This is a genomic window from Winogradskyella sp. PE311 (assembly GCF_046545555.1).
Taxonomy (GTDB): Bacteria; Bacteroidota; Bacteroidia; order Flavobacteriales; family Flavobacteriaceae; genus Winogradskyella.
Window position 1 is genome coordinate 1,428,185 of the sequence record NZ_JBHZTH010000001.1, and the last position, 25,843, is coordinate 1,454,027.

Genomic DNA, 25,843 nt, shown 5'->3' on the forward strand with positions numbered 1-25,843 from the left:
AAATTAAATTAACCTACTTAAGTTAAATACATCCATTTATAACTTAAACTAAACTTAAAACAAAAAAATTATGGCACAGAAAGGTAAAATGACAATAACAAACATGATCTACGGATTAGGAGCGGCAATCGTAATCGTAGGTGCATTATTTAAAATACAACACTGGCCATATGGTTCAGAAATTTTAACACTTGGTATGATTGTAGAGGCTTTAGTATTTACATACTCAGCTTTTGAAAGACAACAATCAGATTTAGATTGGTCTTTAGTATATCCTGAGTTAGCAGGAGGACAAACCCTAGGTGGTAAAAAGAAAAAAGAAGAACCTAAAGATGCAGAAGGTTTATTATCTAAAAAATTAGACAACTTGTTAAAAGATGCTAAGATAGATGGTGAACTAATGGCAAGTTTAGGAGATAGTATTAAAAACTTTGAAGGTGCTGCTAAGAATTTAAACCCAACGGTAGATTCTATGACAGCTCAAAAGAAATATAGCGAAGAGATGTCTTTAGCAGCTGCACAAATGGAGTCTTTAAACAGTCTTTACAAAGTACAGATGGAAAGCGCTAATCGCCAAGCTGCAATTAACGAGGAAGCAGTTGAAAATGCGACTAAATTAAAAGAGCAAATGCAATCCTTAGCATCTAACTTATCATCTTTAAATGGTGTATATGGTGGTATGTTAACTGCTATGAACAAAAACTAATTGGTTTTTATAATCGAGATTTAATTAACATTTAAAAACTAAATTACAATGGCAGGAGGAAAAGCATCTGCAAGGCAGAAAATGATTAACTTAATGTACTTAGTATTTATTGCTATGATGGCAATGAATATGTCTAAAGAAGTACTATCCGCTTTCGGATTGATGGACGTAAAGTTTGCTGAGTCTAATGCAGTAGCGACAGAAAAAAATGGAGCATTGTTAGCAGATTTAGAGACTAAGGCTGAAGAAAAGAAAGAGGAATTTGCTGTACCTTTTAATAAGGCTACAGAAGTGAATGCAGTTTCAGATAAATTTTTTACATATATAGGTTCTTTAAAGCAAGACTTGCTTAGAGAAGGAAAATATGAAGTAGAAGAAGAAACAGGTCAGTTACCATTTGAATCAATGGATAAGACTGATATACTTGATGAAATGTGGTTTACTGGTGATAGAGAAACTATCAAAGGGCAAGAAGTAATCTCTAAAATAGAAGCTTATAAAGCAGATATTAAGAAAATTCTTGGATCTGATGTAAAGTATAAAAAGGCTATTGAGCGCTTAGATAAGCGTTTTTCTACGGCAGAAGTTGAAACTAAAGAAGGAATAACGAAAAGTTGGTTAAACTATAATTTTCAAGGATTCCCAGCGATTGCTTCTTACACAAAGTTAACTGCTATGCAAAACGATGTTAAGATGACAGAAGCTAACATGTTCAACCTATTTTTAGGGAATAGTTTAGACGAGGCTGTATCTTTAAAGAAATATCAAGCTATCGTATTGGCTGATAAGTCTGCATTTTTTGCTGGCGAAAAATTTCAAGGTAAGGTTGTTCTAGGGAAATATGCAAATGTTACACCTACTAAACTAACTGTACAAGGAAAGGAAATAAATGTAAGTGAAGCAATTGATTCTACCGGTGCTGCAAAATTAGACTTTAATGTTGGTAATGTTGGAGAGCAAAAGATAAATGGAACTTTTACATTTTTAGAAGATGGAAAGCCATTAGAAATTCCAATTGTAGGTAATTATGTAGTAGTACCTAGACCAAACTCAGCTACAATTTCTGCTGATAAGATGAATGTTGTTTATCGAGGTGTACCAAACCCAATGACAATTTCTTTTGCTGGTGTTCCAGATAATAAAGTAAATGCGTCAGGAGCTGGTTTATCTAAAGCATCTGGTCAAGGAAAGTATGTAGTTAACGCAGGTTCTGGTAAGGAAATGACAATTAATGTTACTGCAACTCTAGATGATGGGTCTAAAGCAAGCGATAGCAAAACATTTAGAATTAAAGATATTCCTGCACCAACTGGAGTTATGGCTGGTCAAACAGGAGTAGTGAAGTTACCAAAGCGTAATGTAGAAATAGGTACTGTTAGTGCTAAATTAGATGATTTTGTATTTGATTTACCGATTAACGTAACTTCATTTAAAATTAAGGTGCCTGGTCAACCTACAGTTAATGTAGTTGGTACAAAAATGAACGCACAAGCCAAGTCAGCTATTAAAAAAGCGCGTAGAGGTGATAACATTACGATCTTTGAAATTAAAGCTAAGATACAAGGTAACTCAAAGTATAGATTAAAGAATGTATCTCCTGTTATTGTTGAAGTAACTAACTAGGATAATTTTTAATTGATAAAAACGTTACTGATAAAAAAAACCCAAATTATTAATATAAAGTAAGATGAAAATAAAAAATGTTTTATATATAGGATTAGCACTGTTTGCAACAAACACAATGTTTGCTCAGTCTAATGTCCTTAATGCTAAAATTCCTGAGGAAATTGGCATGAAAACTGAAGCAGAATTACTTCTAGATAACGATAAGCCATTAGAGTATGGTTATGTTGGAGATAGAGACATCTTGTTTTCTAAGATGACTTGGGAAAAGGTAGTTTTAGATGAACGTGTTAACTTTCCATTATATTTCCCTGTAGATGGTAATCTTGGTGATGATAGAAAATCTTTATACCAAGTTTTAACAGAAAATATGGAAAGTGGTATGATACCTAAAGTGTATGCGGATTCATATTTTACAGAAGAGCGTACGTTAAAGGATTTAGCTGCATCGCTTACGATGACTAAAATTACTGATGCGGGTATTGACTACATGAATGAAAATGGTGTAGGAGAAGACGAAATTCCTGAAGAATATATTATTAAAAGAGATATTGGTCCTGCTGATATAAACTCTTATTTAATAAAAGGCCTTTGGTATTTCGATAAGCGTCAAGGAGAATTAAAATACCGCATTTTAGGTATTGCTCCAGCGGCACCAGATGTAAACTTTATTGATGATGAGAATTCGGAAAATAGTGAGCCAATACCTATGTTTTGGGTATTCTTTCCAGAGGTAAGAGATATTTTACACGAGGCTAAATCATTTAATAACAAAAATAGTTCATCACCAATTTCTTTTGATCACTTATTAAATAGTCGTCGTTTCCATGGATTAATTTACAAGGAAGAGAATGTTTATGGTGATAGAGAAGTTAAGGAGTATATTGCTGAAAATGCATTAATGCAACTTTTAGAATCAGAACGTATCAAAGATAAAATTAGAGATTTTGAACAAGACATGTGGAGTTATTAATTAACGCACATAAGAAATACAAAACGCCCACTTTTTAAGTGGGCGTTTTTATTTTAAGAGAAATTCTATATTAAAAAATCAAATCGTTATGCATATAAATATACAATTGAACTAAAACCGCTTTATCGTGTGATCTTTTATTCCGAATAAGGACGTTAATTTTATTATTAAATAAGATTCTTGCCTTCGCAGGAATGCGAAACATTTATTTACTTTTACCAAAATGAAACAAATCGATTACATTATTGTAGGTTGTGGGTTAGCAAGTATTTCATTTTGCGAACTCTTAAGAGCAAACCATAAGTCATTTATAGTTTTCGATGATAAGTCGCAAAAATCGTCACTAGTAGCAGCTGGATTATATAACCCAGTCATTTTAAAACGTTTTTCAGAAGTTTGGAAAGCCAAAGAGCAACTGAAACTAGCTTTGCCAGTATATAACAAGATAGAAGTAGATTTAAATATTAAGATAGACTATAAACTTAGAATATTAAGGCGTTTCACATCAATTGAAGAAGAAAATAAATGGTTTTCTGCGTCAGACAAGCCAAGTTTAGACCCGTTTCTGTCGACAAAATTGATTAAAAATACTAATAAGGCAATAGATGCTGAGTATGGGTTTGGTGAAGTATTACATGCAGGTCGAGTTGATACAGAAAAGTTAATTGTTGAATACAAGAAATTTTTAAAGCAAGAAGGTTATCTACACGAGTTAAGATTTAATTACGAAGAGGTTCAAATTCTAGACAATTCTTATCTATATAAAACATATATAGTATCTAACATAATTTTTGCAGAAGGCTTTGGGGTAAAGCAAAATCCATATTTTAAAGATATTCCGTTAACAGGTTCAAAAGGTGAGATTCTTACTATTAAAGCACCAAATTTAAAAATTGATTATGCCATAAAGTCGTCTGTTTTTGTAATTCCATTAGGTGATGATCTTTATAATATAGGTTCAACTTACGATAATGCAGATAAATCTAATGTACCTACAAAAGAGGCTAAGGAGAAGTTGATTGATAAAGTAAAGACCTTTATTAAATGTGATTTTGAAATAGTGGACCAACGTGCTGGAGTAAGACCAACAGTTAAGGATAGAAGGCCATTAGTTGGCGCGCACGATAAATATAAAAACCTTTATGTTTTAAATGGTTTAGGGACTAGAGGAGTAATGATAGCACCATACGTTGCAAATCAGTTATTTCAGCATATAGAAAATCAAACTGAGTTAGATAAAGAAATTGATATTAACAGGTTTATTTCTTAACTAAAGATTTATCATAGCTCATAAAAAGATTAATCCAGATATTTCTAGATAATCTCATTATTATAGGCATTAGAGCAACTAGTGTGATTATGATACTAATGAAAGCCATAGTTATTGAAGATTCAAAAACTATAAAACTCATTATAAATGCGGCAACAGCAAAAGCAACACCCACGCCATAACTAACATACATAGAACCATAAAAGAAAGAGGGTTCCATCCTATATTTAGTTTTGCAATGAGAACAATGCTCATTAATTTTTAACGTATCAGAAAGTATATATGGATTTTTATAAGTATACATCGATTCTTGGTGGCATTTAGGGCAAGCCCCAAAAAGAATACTATAAAGCTTCATTCCTTTTCTAATCATAACTAAAAACGTTTATTTTTGCGTTTTTTAAGACAGTACAAAGATAAAATTTTATAATACTGGTATTGTAACAATTGTAACATTTATAGCAATTGTAATATTCAAAAAAGTTATGCTAAATATCCACAACCTATCCATATCATTTCAAGGAGAATACCTTTTTGAAGAAATCACATTTAAACTTGGTTTAGGTGATCGAATCGGTCTCATTGGGAAAAATGGGGCTGGAAAATCTACTATGCTTAGAATTCTTTCTAAAGAGCAAGAGGCTGATACTGGTCAAATAGCTGCTGATAAGGATTTAAAAATAGGGTTTTTAAAACAAGATATTGACTTTGATTTTGGTAAAACAGTTTTAGAAGAGTCGTACGAAGCTTTTAAGGAGATAAAAGCTTGCGAGGCAAGTTTAGAAGAAATTAATATACAACTCGCAGAGCGAACTGATTATGAGAGCGAATCGTATAACCAGTTGATGATTGATTTAAATGATATTCAGCATCAATACGAAATCTTAGGAGGTTATAACTATCAAGGTGAAACAGAAAAAATTCTTCAAGGATTAGGTTTTAAGCGCGAAGATTTTGAAAAACTAACAGACACTTTTTCTGGCGGTTGGCGAATGCGAATAGAATTAGCAAAACTATTACTTCAAAATAATGACTTGTTACTTTTAGATGAGCCTACTAACCACTTAGATATAGAATCTATAATTTGGTTAGAAAATTTCTTAAAAAGTTATAGCGGCGCAGTGGTTATTGTATCACATGATAAAATGTTTTTAGATAATGTTACTAATAGAACAATAGAAATCTCTTTAGGACGAATTTATGATTACAACAAACCTTACACCAAATTTTTAGCGCTTCGAAAAGAGATGAAAATTCAGCAACTAGCTGCTCAGAAGAATCAAGAAAAACAAATACAACAAACTGAAAAGTTAATAGAAAAATTTAGAGCCAAAGCCTCTAAAGCAACAATGGCTCAATCGTTAATTAAGAAATTAGATCGTATTGATAGAATTGCGGTAGATGAAGATGATAATAGTGTAATGTCTTTAAATTTTCCTGTTTCTATAACTCCAGGAAAGGTAGTTGTAGAAATTGAGAACGTGTCAAAATCTTATGGTGAATTGCAAGTTTTACAGAATGTAAATTTAGCAGTATCAAGGGATGTTAAAACGGCATTTGTTGGCCAGAACGGACAGGGAAAATCAACATTAGCAAAAATTATAGTTGGAGAAATAAAGCATGAAGGAAATTTAAATTTAGGACACAATGTTCAAATTGGTTATTTCGCTCAAAATCAGGCTGAATATTTAGATGGGAATAAAACCGTTTTAGATACTATGATTGATGCTGCTAACGAAACCAATAGGAGTAAGGTTAGAGATATCTTAGGCTCGTTTTTATTTAGAGGTGATGAGGCAGAAAAATACGTTAGAGTACTTTCGGGTGGAGAGCGAAATCGTTTGGCACTAGCAAAATTATTGCTTCAACCATTGAATGTCCTTATTATGGATGAGCCGACCAATCACTTAGATATAAAATCTAAAAACGTATTAAAAGATGCCTTAAAAAAATTCGAAGGTACTTTAATTTTGGTATCGCACGATAGAGATTTTCTCCAAGGTTTAACTGATACGATTTACGAATTTAAAGATCAGAATATTAGAGAGTATTTAGGTGATATTGATTTCTATCTGGAACAGCGAAATCTAGAAAATTTGAGAGAAGCAGAAAAGCGAACTGTTGTTGCAAACAAACCAAAGGAGACAAATAAGCAGAGTTATGAAGATCAGAAAAAATTAAAGTCTTTAAATAATAAGCTTAGTAATATTGAATCTAAAATCAATCAACTCGAAAAGGATATCAAAGCTGACGATTTAAAGTTAGCAACCAATTATGATGAAACCGCTTCCAACCCTGAGTTTTTTGATATGTATCAAAAAAAGAAAAAAGATTTAGAAAATTTAATGACGGATTGGGAGAACGTTCAGGCACAATTAGACCATCTTAATAATTAAGATTATTTTAACGACTCGGCATTTTGTTATAGGTAAATTTGCTCTTTAACAACCATCATATTACAATGCGTAAAATTATTCTTTTTATATTAGGACTTATCCTAATAGTAGGAGCCTATTTCGTTAGTCAATCTATTGCTAACAATGAAAAAAAGAAAAGACCAACACCAGCTAAGGTTGTAAAAACTGTTTTTATAGATACGGTACAGAATTCTTCAGTTCAAATTATAATTCCTGCAAATGGAAGTTTGGTAGCTCAAAGGCGTGTAGAGTTGTATGCAGAAGTTCAAGGTGTTTTTAAAACAAGTGGTAAGCTTTTTAAACCAGGACAAGAATACCGCAGTGGTGAAAACTTAATACGTATTGATGCATCAGAGTATTATGCAAGCGTACAATCATCAAAAAGTAATTTGTATAATTCTATTGCGGCAATTATGCCAGATTTACGATTAGATTTTCCAGAAGTTTTTAAAAAATGGCAAAGTTATTTAAATGGTTTTGATCTAAATAAGACAACGCCAAAATTGCCAGAGATGACTTCAGAAAAAGAAAACTACTTTATTACAGGACGTGGTATAGTCTCTAATTATTATAATGTAAAGAATTTAGAACAACGCTTGGCAAAGTATAGTATAAGAGCACCATTTTCGGGAATTTTAACAGAAGCCTTGGTTACCGAAGGTTCATTGATAAGAAGTGGACAGAAATTGGGGGAATATATAGATCCATCTGTTTACGAAATGGAAGTAGCATTAAGCAAAACTTACGCAAGTCTATTAAGAGTAGGGGAAAGCGTAGTTCTTAAGAGCCTAGATAATACACAAAGTTATATAGGTAAAGTTTCTCGTGTTAATGGGAGTATTGATGCAACTACACAGACTATAACTGCTTACATAGAGGTAAAGGATGAGACACTAAAGGAAGGCATGTATTTAGAAGCAAATCTAAATGCGAAACAAGAAACTGATGCGATTGAAGTTGATAGAAGCTTGGTGATAGAAGGTGATCAAATGTTTATTGTTAGAGATAGTATCTTAGATTTAATTAATGTTAATCCTGTATATTTTTCTGACACCAAAGTAGTTGTTAAAAATGTACCAAATGGTACTGTAATTGTATCGAAACCAATTCCGGGAGCTTATGCAGGCATGCTTGTAAAGCCTTATAAGGATAACGTTAATTCAGAGAAACCAGCTCAAAAAGTAGACTAAGTGATGAGAAAACTAATTGCTTTTTTTATTAAGCACAGCGTAGCAGTCAATGTTGTAGTTTTAACGTTTGTTGTATTTGGTTTCTTTGGTGCTAAAAATCTTAAATCCTCTTTTTTCCCCTTAATAGATTCAAAGAACATTAGTATTAATGTGACGTATCCTGGTGCTTCACCGCAAGAAGTTGAAGAAGGTATAATTCTTAAAATAGAAGATAATCTTAAAGGTCTAAATGGTGTAGAGCGTGTAACATCAACATCTAGAGAAAATAGTGGTAATATTAACGTCGAAATCGAAAAAGGAAAAGATATCGACTTTATGCTTCTCGAAGTTAAGAATGCAGTTGATCGTGTACCTACTTTTCCGGCTGGTATGGAGCCTTTAATTGTGGCTAAGCAAGAAGCTTTAAGACCAACAATTACATTTGCTATTAGTGGTTCTAAAATACCTTTATCAACTCTAAAACAAATTGGAAGACAAGTTGAAAATGACCTCAGAGGAATAGATGGTATTTCTCAAATTCAAATTTCTGGATACCCAGAAGAAGAAATTGAAATCGCATTAAATGAAACTAATTTATTAGCTTATAATTTAACCTTTGCTGAAGTTTCACAGGCTATAAATGAGTCAAGCCTTATTACAACTGGAGGTACGATAAAAACAAATGCAGAGGAATATTTAATTAGAGCTAACTCACGATCGTATTATGCTGATGAGTTATCAAATCTAGTAGTAAAAGCTGATGCATCAGGTCGTACTATTCAACTTAAAGATATTGCTGTAGTGAAGGATCAGTTTTCTGAAACACCAAACTCTAACTACTTTAATGGTGATTTATCTATCAATATCACCATAACAAGTACAAATACAGAAGATTTAATTACTTCAGCAGATAAAACCAAGGCATACATTGAAGAATTTAACCAGAAATATGATAATGTACAATTAAACGTAGTTAGAGATTTATCGACAACTTTAGTTCAGCGTACAGCTTTGTTAACTGAGAATGCGATTATTGGTATGGTTTTGGTTCTGCTATTTTTATCTTTATTCTTAAATACTAGATTGGCATTCTGGGTAGCATTTGGTTTACCTGTAGCGTTTTTTGGTATGTTTATGTTTGCAGGTTATTTTAATGTTACCATCAATGTATTATCACTTTTTGGGATGATTATTGTAATCGGGATTTTGGTAGATGATGGTATAGTAATCGCTGAAAATATTTACCAGCATTACGAAAAAGGAAAGTCACCAGAAGAAGCCGCTATTGATGGTGTCATGGAGGTGCTTCCTGCAATAGTTTCTGCAATACTAACAACTATATTAGCATTTGGGATATTCTTATTTCTTGATGGTCGTATAGGTGAATTTTTTGGGGAAGTTTCAGTGGTAGTTATGCTAACATTACTTGTCTCTTTAGTAGAAGCCTTAATTATTTTACCTGCCCATTTAGCCCATTCTAAGGCATTGAGAGTGCAAAATCCGGACCAGAAGCAAGGAGTGTTTCAGGAGGTTTTTTCAAAATTGAGATATGTAAATAAATTTGGTGACTTTATAATGCGCTGGCTTAGAGATAAAATTTACAGTCCAGTTTTACGCTTTGCTCTTAAATATAAATTCTTAACTATTTCATTTTTTATAGTCTTCTTTATGCTTACTAATGCGAGTTTTAAAGGAGGAATAATTAGAGGAGCTTTCTTCCCTAGAATTGCTAGTGACAGAATCGATATATCACTTAACATGCCAAATGGCACAAATGAAAATGTAACAGATAGTATCATTTCGTTTATAGAAGCTAAAGCAATTGAAGTAACAAATGAAATTAATCAAGAATATTTAGGTGAAGGAAATGAAAAGCATTTGGTAGAAAATATGATTAAAAGTATTGGCCCAGGTTCTTCAACAGCATCATTAACAATAAATTTATTACCAGGTGAAGAACGACCAAACTCAATAACATCAGATTTGGTTACTAATCGATTGAGAGATCGAGTTGGACCTATTATTGGAATAGAAAGTTTAGTTTATGGTGGTGGTGGTAACTTTGGCGGTCTACCAGTTTCTGTTTCCTTATTAGGTAGTGATATTTCTGAGTTGAAAGCCGTTAAGGCAGAGTTAAAACAGAGTTTAGAAAATAATGTATTACTTAAGGATGTTACTGATAATGATCCTGCTGGGATAAAAGAAATACGATTAGAACTTAATGAAGGTGCTTATGCACTAGGTTTAAACCTTAGAACAGTTATGACACAAGTGCGTTCTGCATTTTTTGGAGCACAAGCACAACGTTTTCAAAGAGGCCAAGATGAAATTAGAGTTTGGGTCCGTTATAATAGGGCGAATCGTTCCTCAATAAACAATTTAGATAATATGCGTATTACCTCACCTAGTGGTCAAAAGGTACCCCTTAAAGAAATAGCGAGTTATAGCATAGCACGCGGTGATGTAGCTATTAACCACCTAGAAGGCCGCCGAGAAATACAAGTTTCTGCTGATATAAAGGATACAAAGAAGACAAGTGCCACAGATATTATGGCGGAAATAAGAGATGAAATAATGCCAGAAATTTTATCAAAATATCCAACAGTGACGCCATCGTATGAAGGACAAAATAGAGAACGATTAAAGCTAATGAATTCTCTAGCTCCTGTAGGCTTAACAGTTTTGTTGTTGATTTATGTTGTCATTGCATTTACATTTAGAAGTTATAGCCAACCTTTGTTGTTACTATTAATGATACCACTGAGTTTACCTGCTGTGGCTTGGGGACATTGGATACACGATTTTCCATTAAATATTTTATCCATGTTGGGTATTATAGCGCTAATAGGTATTATGGTTAATGATGGGCTCGTTCTTATAAGTAAATTCAACAGTAATTTAAGAGAAGGTCTAGCATTTGATGACGCTTTATACGAGGCAGGTCGTTCACGTTTTAGAGCTATATTTTTAACCTCAATTACAACAGTTGCTGGTTTAGCTCCATTAATTTTTGAAGAAAGTAGACAAGCGCAATTTTTAATCCCAATGGCAGTATCTATCGCCTATGGTATTGGTTTTGCAACTGTTTTAACCTTAGTGGTGCTTCCTATCTTTTTATCTTTTAGTAATTTCCTAAAGAAGAATATTAAATGGCTAATAACTGGAGGTGAAATAACAAAAGAAGAAGTCGAACGTGCAATTAAGGAGCGTAATGCAGAAATTAAATCTGAACGTCTTAAACTTAAACATAATCAAGAACATCTGATAACAGAGATAAATGAATAAACAGAGTTTTTATAATATTTTTATGGTGCTTTTGTTGTGTATTTCTTTTAAAGGACTATCGCAGCAAATTGTTAGGCCTTCTGAAGCAGTTACCTTGGCTTTAGAAAATAATTTTGGAATTAAAATAGCAAATAACAATGTTCAGGTTTCAGAAAATAATAAGAGTATATTAAATTCTGGTTATCTTCCAACAGTTACAGCTAATGCTGGGGCAACTTTTAATAGAGATAATATTTCAGCCGAATTTTCAAATGGGGAAACAACTACTTTAAATGGAGCCGAGAGCTCTAGATATAATGCTAGTGTTAATTTAAATTATACCATTTTTGACGGATTAGGACGTTTGTACGATTATAAAAGATTAAAAGAAGAGTATAATCTTAGTGCATTACAAGCAAGAGAAACTATTGAAAATACTATAACACAGTTGCTTACTGTTTATTACGATGTAGCCAGACGTTCTGAGAACCTAAGATCGTTAAAGGAAACTTTAAATATATCAAACGATAGACTTACCAGATCTGAATATCAATTTGAATATGGTCAGAATACAAAGTTAGATGTTTTGAATGCAGAAGTAGATATTAATAATGATAGTATTAATATTATTAATTCGGAGCAAGGACTTATAAATGCTAAACGTGATCTTAATTTTGTAACTGGTAATACTATTCGAAATGCTTATGTCGTAGACACAACAGTGACCTTTTTATTACAACTAAATAAGCAAGAACTTTTAGATAAGCTATATGGTAATAATGTTACCCTTATTCAAAATGAAAAAAATATAGCTATAAATGAGTTTACGTTAAAGGCCAATAGATCTGGTTATTTACCCACAGTTGGATTGGTTGGGACTTATGGTTGGAATGAAAATAACAATAATGCTGCTTCATTCGTCGCAGTGTCAACAAATACAGGACTATCAGCGGGTTTAAACCTAAGCTGGAGTTTATTTGATGGCGGTGGTACTATTACCAGAGTGAAAAACGCACAGATTAATTTAGAGAATCAAAAATTGCTGAAAAAACAATTAAAATTAGATATTGAGCGCAATTTTAACAATGCTTGGGACGATTATCAAAATAAACTAACCATTTTTAGAGTTCAAGAAGATAATATTAAAACGGCAAAAAATAATTTTTCGAGAACTAAAGAAAAGTTTAAACTAGGTCAAGTAACCTCAATAGAATTTAGACAAGCACAGCTTAATCTTCTAACTGCGGAATTAAGTCGTAATCAAGCAAAGTATGACGCTAAATTAGCTGAAGTTTTGGTATTACAAATTAGTGGTGAATTATTAAACGTAGAATTTTAGTAGTTATGGAAGAGCATTTTTTTCAATGCCCTTATTGTTGGGAGGAAATTTCTATGCTAATAGATACCTCTCAAAGAGAACAAACATATATTGAAGATTGCGAAATCTGTTGTAATCCTATTCAAATTTCAACTGTTATGAATAATCAAGAATTAGTTAGTTTTCAAGCGGAAAATATAGAGCAGTAAATAGTTAAGTGCTTGTAAATCAATTTTTTAATAAAAACCGTTATGCATTTCATCGAATAAATTTGCATTTTATAGTGTTTGAACCTATATTCGTATAGTAATTGTGCCCCTCCACAGAATCCGCTATTATGAAATCTATAAAATTTACTCTACTAGCCTGCTTGTTTTCTGCATTTACATTTGCAAATGTATCCCAAAGCGAAAAGGATGCTTTAGTAGCATTATACAATACAACTCAAGGTGAATCTTGGAATACCTCATGGGATTTAGATCAGCCAATTGCTAATTGGCATGGATTAACTATTGAGAATGACAAGGTGGTTGCCATCAATTTAAGTTTCAATAATCTTCAAGGGACTATACCAAATGAACTTTCAGATCTTTCTTCATTAAGAATTTTAAATTTATCATTTAATAAACTTAAAGGAGAGTTGCCAAAATCACTTATGACTATAACTAGTCTTCAAGAGTTAAAACTTTTTTCTAACAGCTTTGGTGGACCAATTCCATCAGATATTGGTAATTTAATCAACTTAAAAGCTTTAGAGTTATACAACAATAATTTTTCAGGCGAAATTCCGTCTACTATAGGTAATTTATCAAACCTAGAAAACTTAATTTTAAGTAGTAATTTGTTAATGGGAAAACTGCCTTCAAACATTTCTAGTTTAAAATCTTTAAAAGTCTTAAGTCTTTTTGATAATAGTTTTTTAGGAACTATACCATCTTCTATAGGCGAACTGACGCAATTAGAGGAGTTAGTTCTGTCTAATAATGCATTTTATGGAGATTTACCTGGGGAATTAGCACAGTTATCAAACCTCAAAACCTTGTTATTAAGTAACAATGCTTTTAAAGGAAATTATGCTGCGTTAAAAAATCAACTACCAAATATTGTTGATTTTGATTTGGATGAGGTAAATATGAAAGGGTCTTTAGCTACTTTAGATGCAGAAGATGATGATGACGATGATTAAATCGATAAGAATTTAAATTTATATATATTAGATAGCGTTCAATTAAATTGAACGCTTTTTTTTTGGTTTAATACTTGCTAAAATTAAAAAGCGTTGTATATTTGCATTCCTAAAATGATTGAGTCGGTATTATGACCCGAAAGTTAAAAGCTAAGAAAATCGTTTTAAGATTAAATCGCGGGATAGAGCAGTAGGTAGCTCGTCGGGCTCATAACCCGAAGGTCACTGGTTCGAGTCCAGTTCCCGCTACTACTTTGAAAGTCCTACCCTTATGGTAGGACTTTTTTATTTTAAATTATTATGCATAAAGCAGGTTTTGTAAATATTATTGGAAATCCCAATGTTGGAAAGTCCACATTAATGAACGCTTTTATAGGAGAAAAGCTATCCATTATTACATCTAAAGCTCAGACTACAAGACATCGTATCCTTGGTATAGTTAATGGTGAAGATTTTCAAGTGATTCTGAGTGACACGCCTGGTATAATAAAACCAGCCTACGAATTGCAGGCTTCAATGATGGATTTTGTAAAGTCAGCTTTTGAGGATGCAGATGTGCTGATTTATATGGTTGAGATTGGAGAAAAGGAACTAAAGGATGAAGCATTTTTTAAAAAAATCACAAATTCTAAAATCCCAGTTTTATTACTTTTAAATAAGATTGATAAGTCAAATCAAGAACAATTAGAAGAGCAATCAGAATTATGGCAAAGTAAAGTTCCTAATGCTGAGTTTTTTCCAATTTCTGCTACCGAAGGTTTTAATGTTCAAAATGTTTTTAGTCGTATAATAGAATTATTACCTCAATCTCCAGCATTTTATCCAAAGGATCAGTTGACGGATAAGCCAGAACGCTTTTTTGTAAACGAGGCAATTAGAGAAAAAATCTTAATGCATTATAAGAAGGAAATTCCGTATGCCGTTGAGGTTGATACAGAAGAATTTTTTGAAGAAGATTCAATAATCAGAATGCGATCAGTTATAATGGTTGAGCGCGAAACTCAGAAAGGAATTATAATAGGGCATAAAGGTTCTGCTTTAAAAAGAGTAGGTATAGAAGCACGAAAGGATTTAGAAAAATTCTTCGGAAAACAAGTGCACCTAGAGTTATATGTAAAGGTCAATAAAAACTGGCGAAGTAACCAAAGACAGTTAAGGCGATTTGGGTATAATCAAAAGTAAATTATAAAGACTCAATAATTAGTTAAATATCATATTAATAGTACCTTTGAAGGCTTAAATTTTTAACCAAAATGGGAAATATTGTTGCTGTTGTAGGAAGACCAAATGTAGGAAAATCAACATTTTTTAATCGTCTAATTAAAAGACGTGAAGCAATTGTTGATGCCGTCAGTGGAGTTACTAGAGACCGCCATTATGGTAAATCTGATTGGAATGGAAAAGAGTTTTCTTTAATAGATACAGGTGGTTATGTCGTTGGTAGTGATGATATTTTTGAAGCTGAGATAGATAAACAGGTAGAATTAGCAATAGAGGAGGCTGATGCTATCATCTTTATGGTAGATGTAGAGACTGGTGTTACTGGTATGGATCAGGATGTTGCAAATTTGCTTCGTAAGGTTAAAAAACCAGTTTTTCTAGTTGTTAATAAGGTCGATAATAATAAACGCGCTGAAGATGCTGTAGAGTTTTATGCCTTAGGTTTAGGCGAGTATTTTACAATTGCTAGTATAAACGGCAGTGGCACAGGAGACTTACTAGATGCTCTTGTGGAGGCTTTACCAGAAAAAGAAGAGGTTGAAGAAGATGAATTACCACGTTTTGCTGTGGTAGGAAGACCTAATGCTGGCAAATCGTCGTTCATTAATGCATTAATAGGCGAAGATCGGTACATTGTAACTGATATAGCTGGCACAACAAGAGATTCTATTGATACTAAATATAACCGCTTTGGTTTTGAATTTAATTTAGTTGATACAGCAGGTATTAGACGAAAATCTAAAGTAAAAGAAGACTTAGAATTCTATTCGGTAATGCGAAGTGTTAGAGCCATCGAGCATAGTGATGTATGTTTAATTGTTTTAGATGCAACTAGAGGTTTTGATGGTCAGGTTCAAAATATATTTTGGCTAGCAGAACGTAATAGAAAAGGTATTGTGATTTTAGTTAACAAATGGGATTTGGTTGAAAAGGATACTAAAACAGCAAAAGCTTTTGAACAACACATAAAAGAAGAGATTGCTCCATTTACAGATGTCCCAATTGTATTCATTTCTGTATTAAATAAGCAACGTATTTTTAAAGCAATTGAAACAGCTGTAGAAGTATACAAAAATAGAACCAAACGAATTAAAACAAGTGTTCTTAATGATACGTTCTTACCTATTATAGATCACCAACCACCACCTGCATATAAAGGTAAATTTGTTAAAATAAAGTATATAATGCAATTGCCTACACCGCAGCCGCAGTTTGCCTTTTTCTGTAATTTACCACAGTATGTTAAAGATCCGTATAAGCGATTTTTAGAAAATAAACTAAGGGAACATTTCGATTTTAATGGTGTTCCGGTAAGCGTATACATGAGAAAAAAATAATTTATTTTATATTTCTTTTAAGAAAATTCATACGAATTTTTGCTTTCTTGCGTTTAGAAATCAGCTATTTACAATAATCATCAATCAAATCAATATGAAAAAACTAGTCTTAGTTTTTACATTACTCTTTAGTGCCTTTTTATTTTCACAAGAAAAATCATTTGAAATTACAGGTGAGATTAAAGCAGAGGATGATCAAAGTCCTTTAGAATCTGCAACTATTTATTTAGAACGTGTTAAAGACAGTAGTGTCGTGTCTTATACTATCTCTGATAAAGAGGGTAAATTTAATTTAAAAGGTACAACTTACGATGAAAGCCTTAATCTCTATGTATCTTTTGTTGGTTACAGAACGTTTTATAAAAGAGTAAAGATCGATAAAGAGATAATTAATCTTAATATTTTAAATCTAAAGGTAGATGATAATATGCTTGGTGAGGTTCTCGTAAAGTCCACTGCGCCCATAACTATTAAAAAAGATACTTTAGAATTTAACGTAAAGTCGTTTAAGACCAAAAAGGATGCAACTGTCGAGGATTTACTTAAGAAATTGCCTGGAGTTGAAGTTGATGATGAAGGTAATATTACCGTTAATGGTAAAAGCGTCAACAAAATTTTGGTAAATGGAAAGCCCTTTTTTGGTAATGATCCTACTATAACAACTAAGAATTTAACCAAAGATATTATTGAAAAAATTCAGGTAGTTGATACAAAAACTAAGGCAGAAGCGTTTACAGGTGAAGAAGGGGATAAAGAAAGTAAAACCATAAATCTTACCATAAAGGAGGAGAATAATAAGGGTATTTTTGGTAGAGTAGCAGCAGGTGGTGGTACAGATAAGCGTTATGAGTTGGCAGGTATGCTTAATTTATTTGATAACGATCGACGCATAAGTTTTTTAGTTGGAGGTAACAACACTAATACACCTGGTTTTAGTTTTGGCGAAATTTCTAAAATGTTCGGCACAGGAGGCGGTATAAGTTTTAATAGTAATGGATCGTTTTCCTTAGGAGGTCGTTCTTTTGGTGGTGGTCAAGGAATAACTACTTCGCAAAATGCTGGATTTAACTACGCCGATCAAATTGGGGAGAATACCGAAATTGCCAGTGACTATTTTTATGCATCAAGTAGCTCAGAGAATGAATCATCTTCGCAGAGGGAAACTATTTTAGCGGATTCGAGATTTTTTAGTAATTCAGAATCACAGACTGAAAACGATACAGATAGTCATAGTTTTAATTTAGAATTTGAAATAGAAACAGATTCAACCTTTCAAATTAATATAGAACCTTCTTTTAGTTATTCTCGAAATACAACGTTATTCAATAGTCAAGATGAGACTTTTGATGAAGATATGGTACTTACAAATCAATCTGATGTTAACTCTAGTGTTGAAAGTTATGCTAGACAATTTAATAATGAACTAACAGCAACAAAGCGCTTTGGTAGTAGAGGTGCTTTTATTAGATTTCAAATTAATAATAGCGTCAGTCAGCAAGAAAGTGATGACTTTATAAATTCTGATACCGAAATCTTTGGAGATAACCCAGAATCAATAATAAGAAATCAATTTACAGACGGAGAGAATGATAGTTACGGTGTTTCAACAAAATTACAATACCGCTATCCTATTATTTCTAAAAAATTCTTTTTGAATTTTGAATATGAATATGCTATAGATAAAGATAAAAATAGACAGAGTACATTCGATTTTAGCGATAGCACACAAGATTTTACAGATTTTAATACAGTATTAAGTACAGATTTTGAATACGGTGACGTAAGAAGTATTCCTGAATTAGGAATAACTTATAGAGGTGAAAAATGGTCTACACGATTAAATGTAGGTTATAATATTAGAACTTTAAATAATAAAGATTTATTGAGACCACAATTTAATATTGAGCGTACATTTAAAAACTTAGAAGGGCGTTATAATTTTAATTATAGATTTAGCCCAAAGGCTTCTGTATATATGGGTTATAGGTTATCAAATAATCCTCCTGGTATACGTCAGTTACAAGCTTTTGAAGATGTTTCTAATCCGTTAAATGTTGTAATTGGTAACCCTAATTTAGAACCATCAAATAGACATAGTTTCTATGGTGGTTACAGTGGGTTCGACTGGCAGAAGCGTACTGGTTTTTATGGTAATTTTAATGCAGCAATAAATAATAATCAAGTGATTGCAAAAACTGTAGTAGACCCAGAGACTTTAAAAAGAACTACAACTTATGACAATGTTAATGGTAGCTATTCTTATGGTATATCTGGTAATTATAGTAAAGATTTTAAAGTAGATACGCTACGAACAATTAAGGTAAGAGTTGGCGCAAGATATAATTTTAACAACAGAATTAATTTTAATAACGACGTTAAATATTCTAGCGAGGTTACAACATATTCTCCAAGCTTAGCTATCGAATATTTATGGAGTAAAGTACTAGAGTTTAAGCCTTATTACCGACTTAATTTTACTAATAATGCTTTTGATATTGATGCTTTTGAAGATAGACAATTTACGACGCATTCAGCTGGCTTGCGCACAGCAACATTTCTACCTAAAGACCTAGAATGGAGAAATGATATTAGTTTTAACTATAATCCCAACGTTGCGGATGGCTTTCAAAAGAGTGCATGGTTCTGGAATTCTACTCTCGCATATTCCATTTTAAAAGATAAGGGACTTATTACATTAAAGGTTTATGACTTGCTTAATCAAAATACTAATGCACGAAGGATAGCTACTCAAGATTATATTGAAGATTCTCAGAGCACTGTTTTACAACAGTATTTTATGCTAAGTTTTAGTTTTAAATTTAATAGTTTAGGTAGTAAAGGAGAAGCGGATAATGGTGGAGTCTTCATTATGAACTAATCCCAAAGTACAATCAAAGAATCAATAGCTCTATCAATACCCTCATAAAACCGATTTTCTTTAAATTTAGGGATCATTACACTGTCAATTATAATTTTACAATTAGCATCAGAAATTATAGCTTCAGTTCCTAAGCCAACAGCAATTGCAATACTCTTATCTTTTTTGGCAAACGTAATTAATAGGCCATTGTTTTTGTCTTTCTTCCCTATTCCCCAAGCATTAGACACTTCTGTTCCAAAGTCTAAAATATGCATATCAAAAGGTGCAGAATCAATGGTAAGCACTCCTATTTCGTTAGTCGTTTCCTTCTCGTAAGCCATTATTTTGTTTGTTAATGCCTTCTTTTCTTCAATAGTGAATATTTTTGATGCATCGTATACTACGCTTTGTGCACTATTTTTTGGAATGTAAGTCGGAATTGCTACTGTTTCAGGAGGTTTGTCTTTACAATTCAGAAAGCATATAACGCATATTACAACTAAAAGTGGAAAATGAATTCTCATATTAAATTTATGTATTATAATTGAATGTCGCATTCTGAAGTTAAATATTAAATTTACCAACCACCAGAAGCGCCACCACCTCCAAAACTACCTCCTCCAAAGCCTCCGCCGAATCCACCACCAGAAGAACTGCTGCCAAATCCGCCACCAAAACCTCCGGATGAGGAACCTCTAGAGTAACTTCCGCGTCCCATATTACTGAGTATAATTGCTTCTAAGATACTTCTGCCAGCATCGTTGCGTTTACCTCTATTTCCGCCACTGCCACCATCTCTGCGGTTTTTAGAAATCGCGATAATAAAAATGATGAAGACTATAAATAAAAAGAAGAAAATTTCAACAGGAAAATCACTTGTGTTGCCTTGTCGACTACCTTGGTACTCTCCATTCATAACTTCAAAAATGGCATCGGAAGCTCTATTAAGACCACCATAGTAATCATTTCGTTTAAAATAGGGAATAATGTCTCTATCGATAATACGTTTACTTACCGCATCGGTTAATAAATGTTCTACTCCTATACCTGTATTAATGGCTATTTTTCGGTCATCCTTTGCTAAAAGTATTAGAATACCATTATCCTCTTTTGCTTGTCCAATTCCCCATTTTTCTCCCCATTGCGCACCCAAATAATTAATAAACTCTCCTTCAGTAGATTTTATGATGGCAATAACAATTTGAGTAGAGGTGGTGTCTGAGTATTTTCTAAGTTTAATATTTAGATTGGTGCTATCAATTTTAGATAATAAGTTGGCATAATCATAAACAAAGTGTTGTTTGTTATTTTTTGGTTTTTCTGGAATTTGATATTGCGCATTCGTTACATATGTAAAGGATATACATAGTAAAAAAACTAATTTTGAAACTATAGATTTCAATTTTTCCATTAGCTCTTAGAGATTGTATTGTCTAGTTCATTACGATCTCCATGTTCCCAAGGGAAATGGTGGGATAATACTTTGCCTGCTTCTTTAATACCATCAATTAAACCTTGCTCAAAATTTAAGGTTTTAAATTGTATTGCAATTTTATCTCGAGTAGAATTCCAAAAATTGTTATCTACACTATCGTTGATTCCTTTATCACCAAAAATCACAAACGCTTTATTATCTACAGCAACATATAATAATACACCATTTTGATATTTAGTGTTATCCATTTTGAGTATATGAAATACTTCTAATGCACGTTCGTATGCATCAATATCGCAGTGTTGCTCAATATGAACACGAATCTCACCAGAAGTTTCAGATTCTGCTAAACGGATAGCTTCAACGATTTCCTCTTCTTGTTTCGCGGTAAGAAAATCTTCTATATATGGCATGATTAGATTTTAGTTAAAATCAAATTCTACATCTGGTGCATTTTCGGCACCATCTTCAGATTCAAAATATGCTTTTTTATCAAAACCAGCGATTTTTGCGATAAAACTTCTTGGAAAAGCACGTACATATGTATTATAAGGCTTGACCGCTTCATTAAAGCGAGTCCTAGCAACATCTATTCTGTTTTCAGTCCCTTCTAGTTGACTTTGTAGTTCAATGAAATTTTGATTGGCTTTTAAATCAGGGTAACGTTCAACCGTAACAAGAAGACTTTTTAAGGCACCAGAAAGACCACCTTGTACTTTATTAAACTGAGCTAACTTTTCAGGTGTAATATTTGTTGGATCTATATTAATTGAGGTAGCTTTTGCTCTAGCTTCTATCACTGCTGTTAGTGTGTTTTTTTCAAAATCTGCAGCTCCTTGGACTGTTTTTACCAAATTACCTATTAAATCATTACGTCTTTGGTAACTACTCTCAACATTAGACCATGATTCACTAACATTTTCATCTAATGTCACTGCTTTATTATTAACACCGACGCCCCAAAATATTAGGAGTGCAATGATTATTAGTGGTAGAATCCATTTTTTCATGATTAATTAGTTTTATAGTTGGGTTTTTATTTTTATCAGCTGTGCCTTAATGCTTTCTAGCTTTTCAATAATTTCAAATTTTTCTAAAGCTTGTTTTTTTTCTTCTTTAAGATGTGTTTTTGCTCCTTCGAGTGTAAAACCTCTTTCTTTGACAAGGTGGTAGATAAACTTTAAATTTTTAATATCCTCTGGTGTAAATTTTCTATTACCCTTTGCGTTCTTTTTAGGTTTAATAACATCAAATTCTTTTTCCCAAAAGCGTATCAAAGAAGTATTTACATTGAAAGCTTTGGCGACTTCTCCAATACCGTAATAACGTTTTTCTGGTAAATCTAAATGCATATTAATCTAAAGATTGATTTTCTAATGACGCTTTTCTTAATAATACATTAAACTCTTCTGGCGATAAATTGCCGTAATAGAAATTAATAGGATTGATCCGTTCACCATCTTTAAAAACTTCATAATGTAAATGTGGTGCTTCCGATCTTCCAGTACTACCAACAAATCCAATCAAGTCACCTCGTTTAACACGTTGGTTAACACGAATATTATATTTGTAAAGGTGAGCATACAACGATGTATACCCATAACCATGGTCTATCCGAATATGATTACCATAGCCAGTAGAGCTATTATCTGCACGTCTTACAATTCCATCTCCAGTGGCATAAATAGGTGTGCCACGTGGTGCGGTAAAGTCCATGCCAAAATGGAATTTTCTAATTTTTGTAAAGGGATCGGTTCTATAACCATAACCAGATGCCATACGTGTTAAATCTTGATTGCTCACTGGTTGAATTGCAGGAATAGCCTCTAAAAACTTTTCCTTATCCTCAGCTAATTTTGCAATTTCGTCTAATGACATAGACTGTACTACAATTCCTTTTTCTAGTATATCTAGTCTTTTATTGGTTTCTGATATTAATTGAGAATTATCAAAACCTTCAAATTTTTTATAGCGATTAACACCACCAAAGCCTGCGCGTCTTTGTTCTTCTGGTATTGGGTTGGCTTCAAAATACAATCTGTAAATAGCATTATCACGCTCTTCCACGTTTTCTAAAGCCGCAATTGCATCATCCATACGCTTATTTAGAAGTTCATATTGCAGCTCCATATTTTGTAGTTCTCGCGATAGTTGGCGTTCTTTTGGAGATTCTAAATACTGACTTGTTATAAAGAAGGATAAAAATCCAAATAATGCAGCCGCTACTATAAATACGGTAGCGTATTTAAAAGTTGTTCTTTTTTTGCGCACAATCTTACGGTAAGAAAGCGTGTCTGCATCATAATAATATTTTACCTTAGCCATGTTTGAATTTATGCTATTTTTGCAGCTAATAAGCCGATTATAGAACCGTTGTTATCATTAGCCTAACGACCAAAGATAAAAATTGTTTTGTAATTGTGGTAATTAAAAATATGATAACTGTTTATGAAGTCTAAAGAAGTTCGTGCTAAGTTTTTAAATTTCTTCAAAGAGAAAGAGCATCTTATTGTACCATCAGCTCCTATGGTTTTGAAAGACGACCCAACATTAATGTTCGTTAATTCGGGTATGGCTCCATTTAAAGAGAATTTTTTAGGGAATGCAGAGCCTAAAAAAAATAGGATTGCTGATAGCCAAAAATGCCTCAGAGTTTCAGGTAAACATAACGACCTCGAAGAAGTAGGTTATGATACGTACCATCATACACTTTTTGAAATGCTTGGGAATTGGTCTTTTGGTGATTACTTTAAAAAAGAAGCTATTGCTTGGGCATGGGAGTTATTGACCGAAGTTTATGGCATAGATAAAGATATTTTATATGTTACAGTTTTCGAAGGAAGTGATGATGTTGATAATTTAAAAATGGATACCGAAGCTTATGATATCTGGAAAAACTACATTTCAGAAGATCGTATCCTTAAAGGGAATAAGAAAGATAATTTCTGGGAAATGGGTGATCAAGGTCCTTGTGGGCCATGCAGTGAAATTCATGTAGATATTCGCTCAGCAGAAGAAAAAGCCAAAGTAGACGGAAAGACTTTGGTAAATATGGATCATCCTGAGGTTGTAGAAATTTGGAACCTTGTTTTTATGCAATACAACCGTAAAGCCAATAAATCTTTAGAAGCTTTACCTAATAAGCATATTGATACTGGTATGGGCTTTGAGCGTCTTTGTATGGTTTTACAAGGTGTGCAGTCTAATTACGATACCGATGTTTTTACACCAATAATTAGAGAGATAGAAGCTATTACCAGTAAAGATTATGGTAAAGATGAAAAAGTAGATATTGCTATTAGAGTAATTTCTGATCATGTTCGAGCTGTAGCTTTTTCTATCGCAGATGGACAGTTGCCAAGTAATACTGGTGCAGGTTATGTGATTCGTAGAATTTTAAGACGTGCAGTACGTTATGGATTTACCTTTTTAGATAAAAAAGAACCATTTATATACAGATTAGTGGATACTTTGGCTAAAAAGATGGGAGAGGCTTTCCCTGAGTTAAAGGCTCAAAAACAGTTGATTGAAAATGTTATTAAAGAAGAAGAAAGTTCTTTTTTAAGAACTCTAGATCAAGGTTTAATTATTTTAGACGGTATAATTAAGCATGCGAAAACCAAAGAAATAAATGGATCAAAAGTATTTGAACTAAAAGATACATACGGTTTTCCAGAAGATTTGACTGATCTTATTTTAAGAGAGAAAGGATTTACTTATAATGCTGAGGAATTTGAGAACTCACTTAAAGAACAACAAGATCGTGGACGAAAAGCTTCGGAATTAAAATCTGATGACTGGACAATTTTACATCTTGACGAGGTTGAGGAATTTATTGGTTATGATACCTTAGAAGCACACGTTAAAATAACTCGTTATAGAAAAGTAACCTCTAAGAAGGATGGTGAAATGTACCAGTTGGTGTTTAATATTACACCTTTTTATGCTGAAGGTGGTGGGCAAGTAGGTGACAAGGGATATTTAGAGGATGCTCATGGTGACGTCGTTTATATATTGGATACTAAAAAAGAAAATAACCTTATTATACATTTTGCTAAGAATTTACCTAAACATAATGATGAGGTTTTAAAAGCTGTCGTAGATTCTAAACAACGTTATAGAACCGAATGTAATCATACTGCAACACATTTATTGCATCAGGCACTGAGAGAGGTATTAGGTGATCATGTTGAACAAAAAGGTTCTGCGGTACATTCAAAACAATTACGATTTGATTTTTCTCACTTTTCTAAACTAACAACTGAAGAATTAAGAGATGTTGAGAATTTTGTAAATGCACGTATAGAAGGTAAATTACCATTACAAGAAAATAGAAGTGTGCCAAAAGAACAAGCTATAGCAGATGGAGCTATGTCTTTATTTGGTGAAAAATATGGTGACGAAGTACGCACGATTCGTTTTGGTCAGTCTATAGAACTATGTGGAGGAACTCATGTTAATAATACATCAGATATTTGGCATTTTAAAATTACAGCAGAAGGTGCAGTAGCATCTGGTATACGTCGTATAGAGGCTATAACGAATGATGCTGTAAAGGATTTTTATTTTGAAAATAATCGGGCTTATTTTGAAATGCGAGATTTACTTAATAATGCAAAAGAACCAGTTAAGGCTTTACAAAATTTACAATCTGAAAATATAGATCTAAAAAAACAAATTGAAAACCTACTAAAAGATAAAGCAAAGAACATTAAAGGTGAACTTAAAAATGAATTAACTGAAATTAATGGTGTTCAGTTTTTGGCTAAAAAGTTAGATTTAGATGCAGGTGGAATAAAAGATGTTTGTTTTGAATTGGGTAGTCAATTTAATAATCTCTTTTTATTATTTGGTGCAGAAAATAAAGGAAAAGCCATCTTATCTTGTTATATATCAAAAGAATTGGTAGCTAGCAAAGATTTAAATGCAGGCTCAATTGTGAGAGAGCTTGGTAAACATATCCAAGGTGGTGGTGGTGGACAAGCGTTCTTCGCAACAGCTGGAGGAAAAAAACCGGAAGGTATTGAAGAGGCTTTAAAGTTGGCTAAGAACTATATAGATTAA

At 32.7% G+C, this 25,843-nt stretch carries 21 protein-coding genes and 1 tRNA gene; 15 read left to right on the forward strand and 7 right to left on the reverse strand.

The genetic code is table 11. The features are described 5' to 3' along the window. Positions 1 to 70: 70 nt before the first annotated feature. The 4 genes from gldL (at position 71) to ACFWU4_RS06090 (ending at position 4,572) form a co-directional block, all read left to right on the forward strand. The gene (gldL, locus tag ACFWU4_RS06075; RefSeq protein ID WP_411125867.1) at positions 71 to 706 is read left to right on the forward strand and encodes a gliding motility protein GldL; all 636 of its coding nucleotides are present in this window, start codon (positions 71 to 73) and stop codon (positions 704 to 706) included. A gap of 48 nt (positions 707 to 754) precedes the next feature. Then, on the forward strand, positions 755 to 2,329 hold the full coding sequence (gldM, locus tag ACFWU4_RS06080; RefSeq protein WP_411125869.1) for a gliding motility protein GldM: 1,575 nt from the start codon (positions 755 to 757) through the stop codon (positions 2,327 to 2,329). A 64-nt stretch (positions 2,330 to 2,393) separates the two neighbouring features. Next, entirely contained in the window at positions 2,394 to 3,302 is a 909-nt protein-coding gene (gene gldN / locus ACFWU4_RS06085; protein WP_411125871.1) for a gliding motility protein GldN, read from the forward strand. Positions 3,303 to 3,525: 223 nt separating this feature from the next. Next, positions 3,526 to 4,572: an NAD(P)/FAD-dependent oxidoreductase gene (locus ACFWU4_RS06090; RefSeq protein ID WP_411125873.1), complete on the forward strand. Its 1,047-nt coding sequence runs from the start codon at positions 3,526 to 3,528 to the stop codon at positions 4,570 to 4,572. Here ACFWU4_RS06090 and ACFWU4_RS06095 read toward each other — a convergent pair. Beyond that, positions 4,562 to 4,945 (reverse strand): DUF983 domain-containing protein, encoded by a 384-nt coding sequence (locus ACFWU4_RS06095; protein ID WP_411125875.1) that lies wholly within the window; start codon positions 4,943 to 4,945, stop codon positions 4,562 to 4,564. The two genes, ACFWU4_RS06090 and ACFWU4_RS06095, sit on opposite strands and share 11 nt — an antisense overlap. Before the next feature lie 112 nt (positions 4,946 to 5,057). On the opposite strand from ACFWU4_RS06095, the gene ACFWU4_RS06100 reads away from it, so the two are divergent. The 10 genes from ACFWU4_RS06100 to ACFWU4_RS06145 all read left to right on the forward strand — a co-directional run bounded on the left by ACFWU4_RS06100 (position 5,058) and on the right by ACFWU4_RS06145 (position 19,362). Further along, a complete protein-coding gene (locus tag ACFWU4_RS06100) occupies positions 5,058 to 6,968 on the forward strand; it encodes an ABC-F family ATP-binding cassette domain-containing protein (protein WP_411125877.1) in 1,911 nt (636 codons plus the stop codon). A gap of 65 nt (positions 6,969 to 7,033) precedes the next feature. Beyond that, a complete protein-coding gene (locus tag ACFWU4_RS06105) occupies positions 7,034 to 8,179 on the forward strand; it encodes an efflux RND transporter periplasmic adaptor subunit (protein WP_411125879.1) in 1,146 nt (381 codons plus the stop codon). A 3-nt stretch (positions 8,180 to 8,182) separates the two neighbouring features. Next, complete coding sequence (locus tag ACFWU4_RS06110; RefSeq protein WP_411125881.1) at positions 8,183 to 11,443, forward strand: efflux RND transporter permease subunit; 3,261 nt, start codon at positions 8,183 to 8,185, stop codon at positions 11,441 to 11,443. Next, a complete protein-coding gene (locus tag ACFWU4_RS06115) occupies positions 11,436 to 12,761 on the forward strand; it encodes a TolC family protein (RefSeq protein ID WP_411125883.1) in 1,326 nt (441 codons plus the stop codon). Before ACFWU4_RS06110 ends, ACFWU4_RS06115 begins: the two co-directional genes overlap by 8 nt. 5 nt (positions 12,762 to 12,766) lie before the next feature. Beyond that, a complete protein-coding gene (locus tag ACFWU4_RS06120; RefSeq protein WP_411125885.1) occupies positions 12,767 to 12,949 on the forward strand; it encodes a CPXCG motif-containing cysteine-rich protein in 183 nt (60 codons plus the stop codon). Between the two features lie 128 nt (positions 12,950 to 13,077). Beyond that, on the forward strand, positions 13,078 to 13,926 hold the full coding sequence (locus tag ACFWU4_RS06125; protein WP_411125890.1) for a Two component regulator three Y domain protein: 849 nt from the start codon (positions 13,078 to 13,080) through the stop codon (positions 13,924 to 13,926). A gap of 176 nt (positions 13,927 to 14,102) precedes the next feature. Next, positions 14,103 to 14,175: transfer RNA gene (locus ACFWU4_RS06130), tRNA-Met, on the forward strand. 48 nt (positions 14,176 to 14,223) lie between these two features. Further along, a complete protein-coding gene (gene era, locus ACFWU4_RS06135) occupies positions 14,224 to 15,108 on the forward strand; it encodes a GTPase Era (protein WP_411127236.1) in 885 nt (294 codons plus the stop codon). A gap of 71 nt (positions 15,109 to 15,179) precedes the next feature. Then, positions 15,180 to 16,484: a ribosome biogenesis GTPase Der gene (der, locus tag ACFWU4_RS06140; RefSeq protein WP_411125892.1), complete on the forward strand. Its 1,305-nt coding sequence runs from the start codon at positions 15,180 to 15,182 to the stop codon at positions 16,482 to 16,484. A 94-nt stretch (positions 16,485 to 16,578) separates the two neighbouring features. Next, the gene (locus ACFWU4_RS06145) at positions 16,579 to 19,362 is read left to right on the forward strand and encodes an outer membrane beta-barrel protein (RefSeq protein WP_411125894.1); all 2,784 of its coding nucleotides are present in this window, start codon (positions 16,579 to 16,581) and stop codon (positions 19,360 to 19,362) included. On the opposite strand, the gene ACFWU4_RS06150 is transcribed toward ACFWU4_RS06145, so the two are convergent. The 6 genes from ACFWU4_RS06150 to ACFWU4_RS06175 are packed head-to-tail and all read right to left on the reverse strand — an operon-like array spanning position 19,359 to position 23,104. After that, positions 19,359 to 19,868: a TPM domain-containing protein gene (locus ACFWU4_RS06150; protein ID WP_411125896.1), complete on the reverse strand. Its 510-nt coding sequence runs from the start codon at positions 19,866 to 19,868 to the stop codon at positions 19,359 to 19,361. The genes ACFWU4_RS06145 and ACFWU4_RS06150 overlap by 4 nt on opposite strands. A 53-nt stretch (positions 19,869 to 19,921) precedes the next feature. Then, entirely contained in the window at positions 19,922 to 20,755 is an 834-nt protein-coding gene (locus ACFWU4_RS06155) for a TPM domain-containing protein (RefSeq protein ID WP_411125898.1), read from the reverse strand. After that, positions 20,755 to 21,192, reverse strand: coding sequence for a TPM domain-containing protein (locus tag ACFWU4_RS06160; RefSeq protein ID WP_411125900.1), 438 nt, complete (start codon positions 21,190 to 21,192; stop codon positions 20,755 to 20,757). Before ACFWU4_RS06160 ends, ACFWU4_RS06155 begins: the two co-directional genes overlap by 1 nt. Positions 21,193 to 21,201: 9 nt before the next feature. Continuing rightward, positions 21,202 to 21,789: a LemA family protein gene (locus tag ACFWU4_RS06165; protein ID WP_411125902.1), complete on the reverse strand. Its 588-nt coding sequence runs from the start codon at positions 21,787 to 21,789 to the stop codon at positions 21,202 to 21,204. A 12-nt stretch (positions 21,790 to 21,801) separates the two neighbouring features. Then, on the reverse strand, positions 21,802 to 22,131 hold the full coding sequence (locus ACFWU4_RS06170) for a MerR family transcriptional regulator (RefSeq protein WP_411125904.1): 330 nt from the start codon (positions 22,129 to 22,131) through the stop codon (positions 21,802 to 21,804). A gap of 1 nt (position 22,132) precedes the next feature. Then, positions 22,133 to 23,104, reverse strand: coding sequence for a M23 family metallopeptidase (locus ACFWU4_RS06175; protein ID WP_411125906.1), 972 nt, complete (start codon positions 23,102 to 23,104; stop codon positions 22,133 to 22,135). Between the two features lie 123 nt (positions 23,105 to 23,227). Between ACFWU4_RS06175 and alaS the strand changes: the two genes are divergently transcribed. Further along, on the forward strand, positions 23,228 to 25,843 hold the full coding sequence (gene alaS, locus ACFWU4_RS06180) for an alanine--tRNA ligase (protein ID WP_411125908.1): 2,616 nt from the start codon (positions 23,228 to 23,230) through the stop codon (positions 25,841 to 25,843).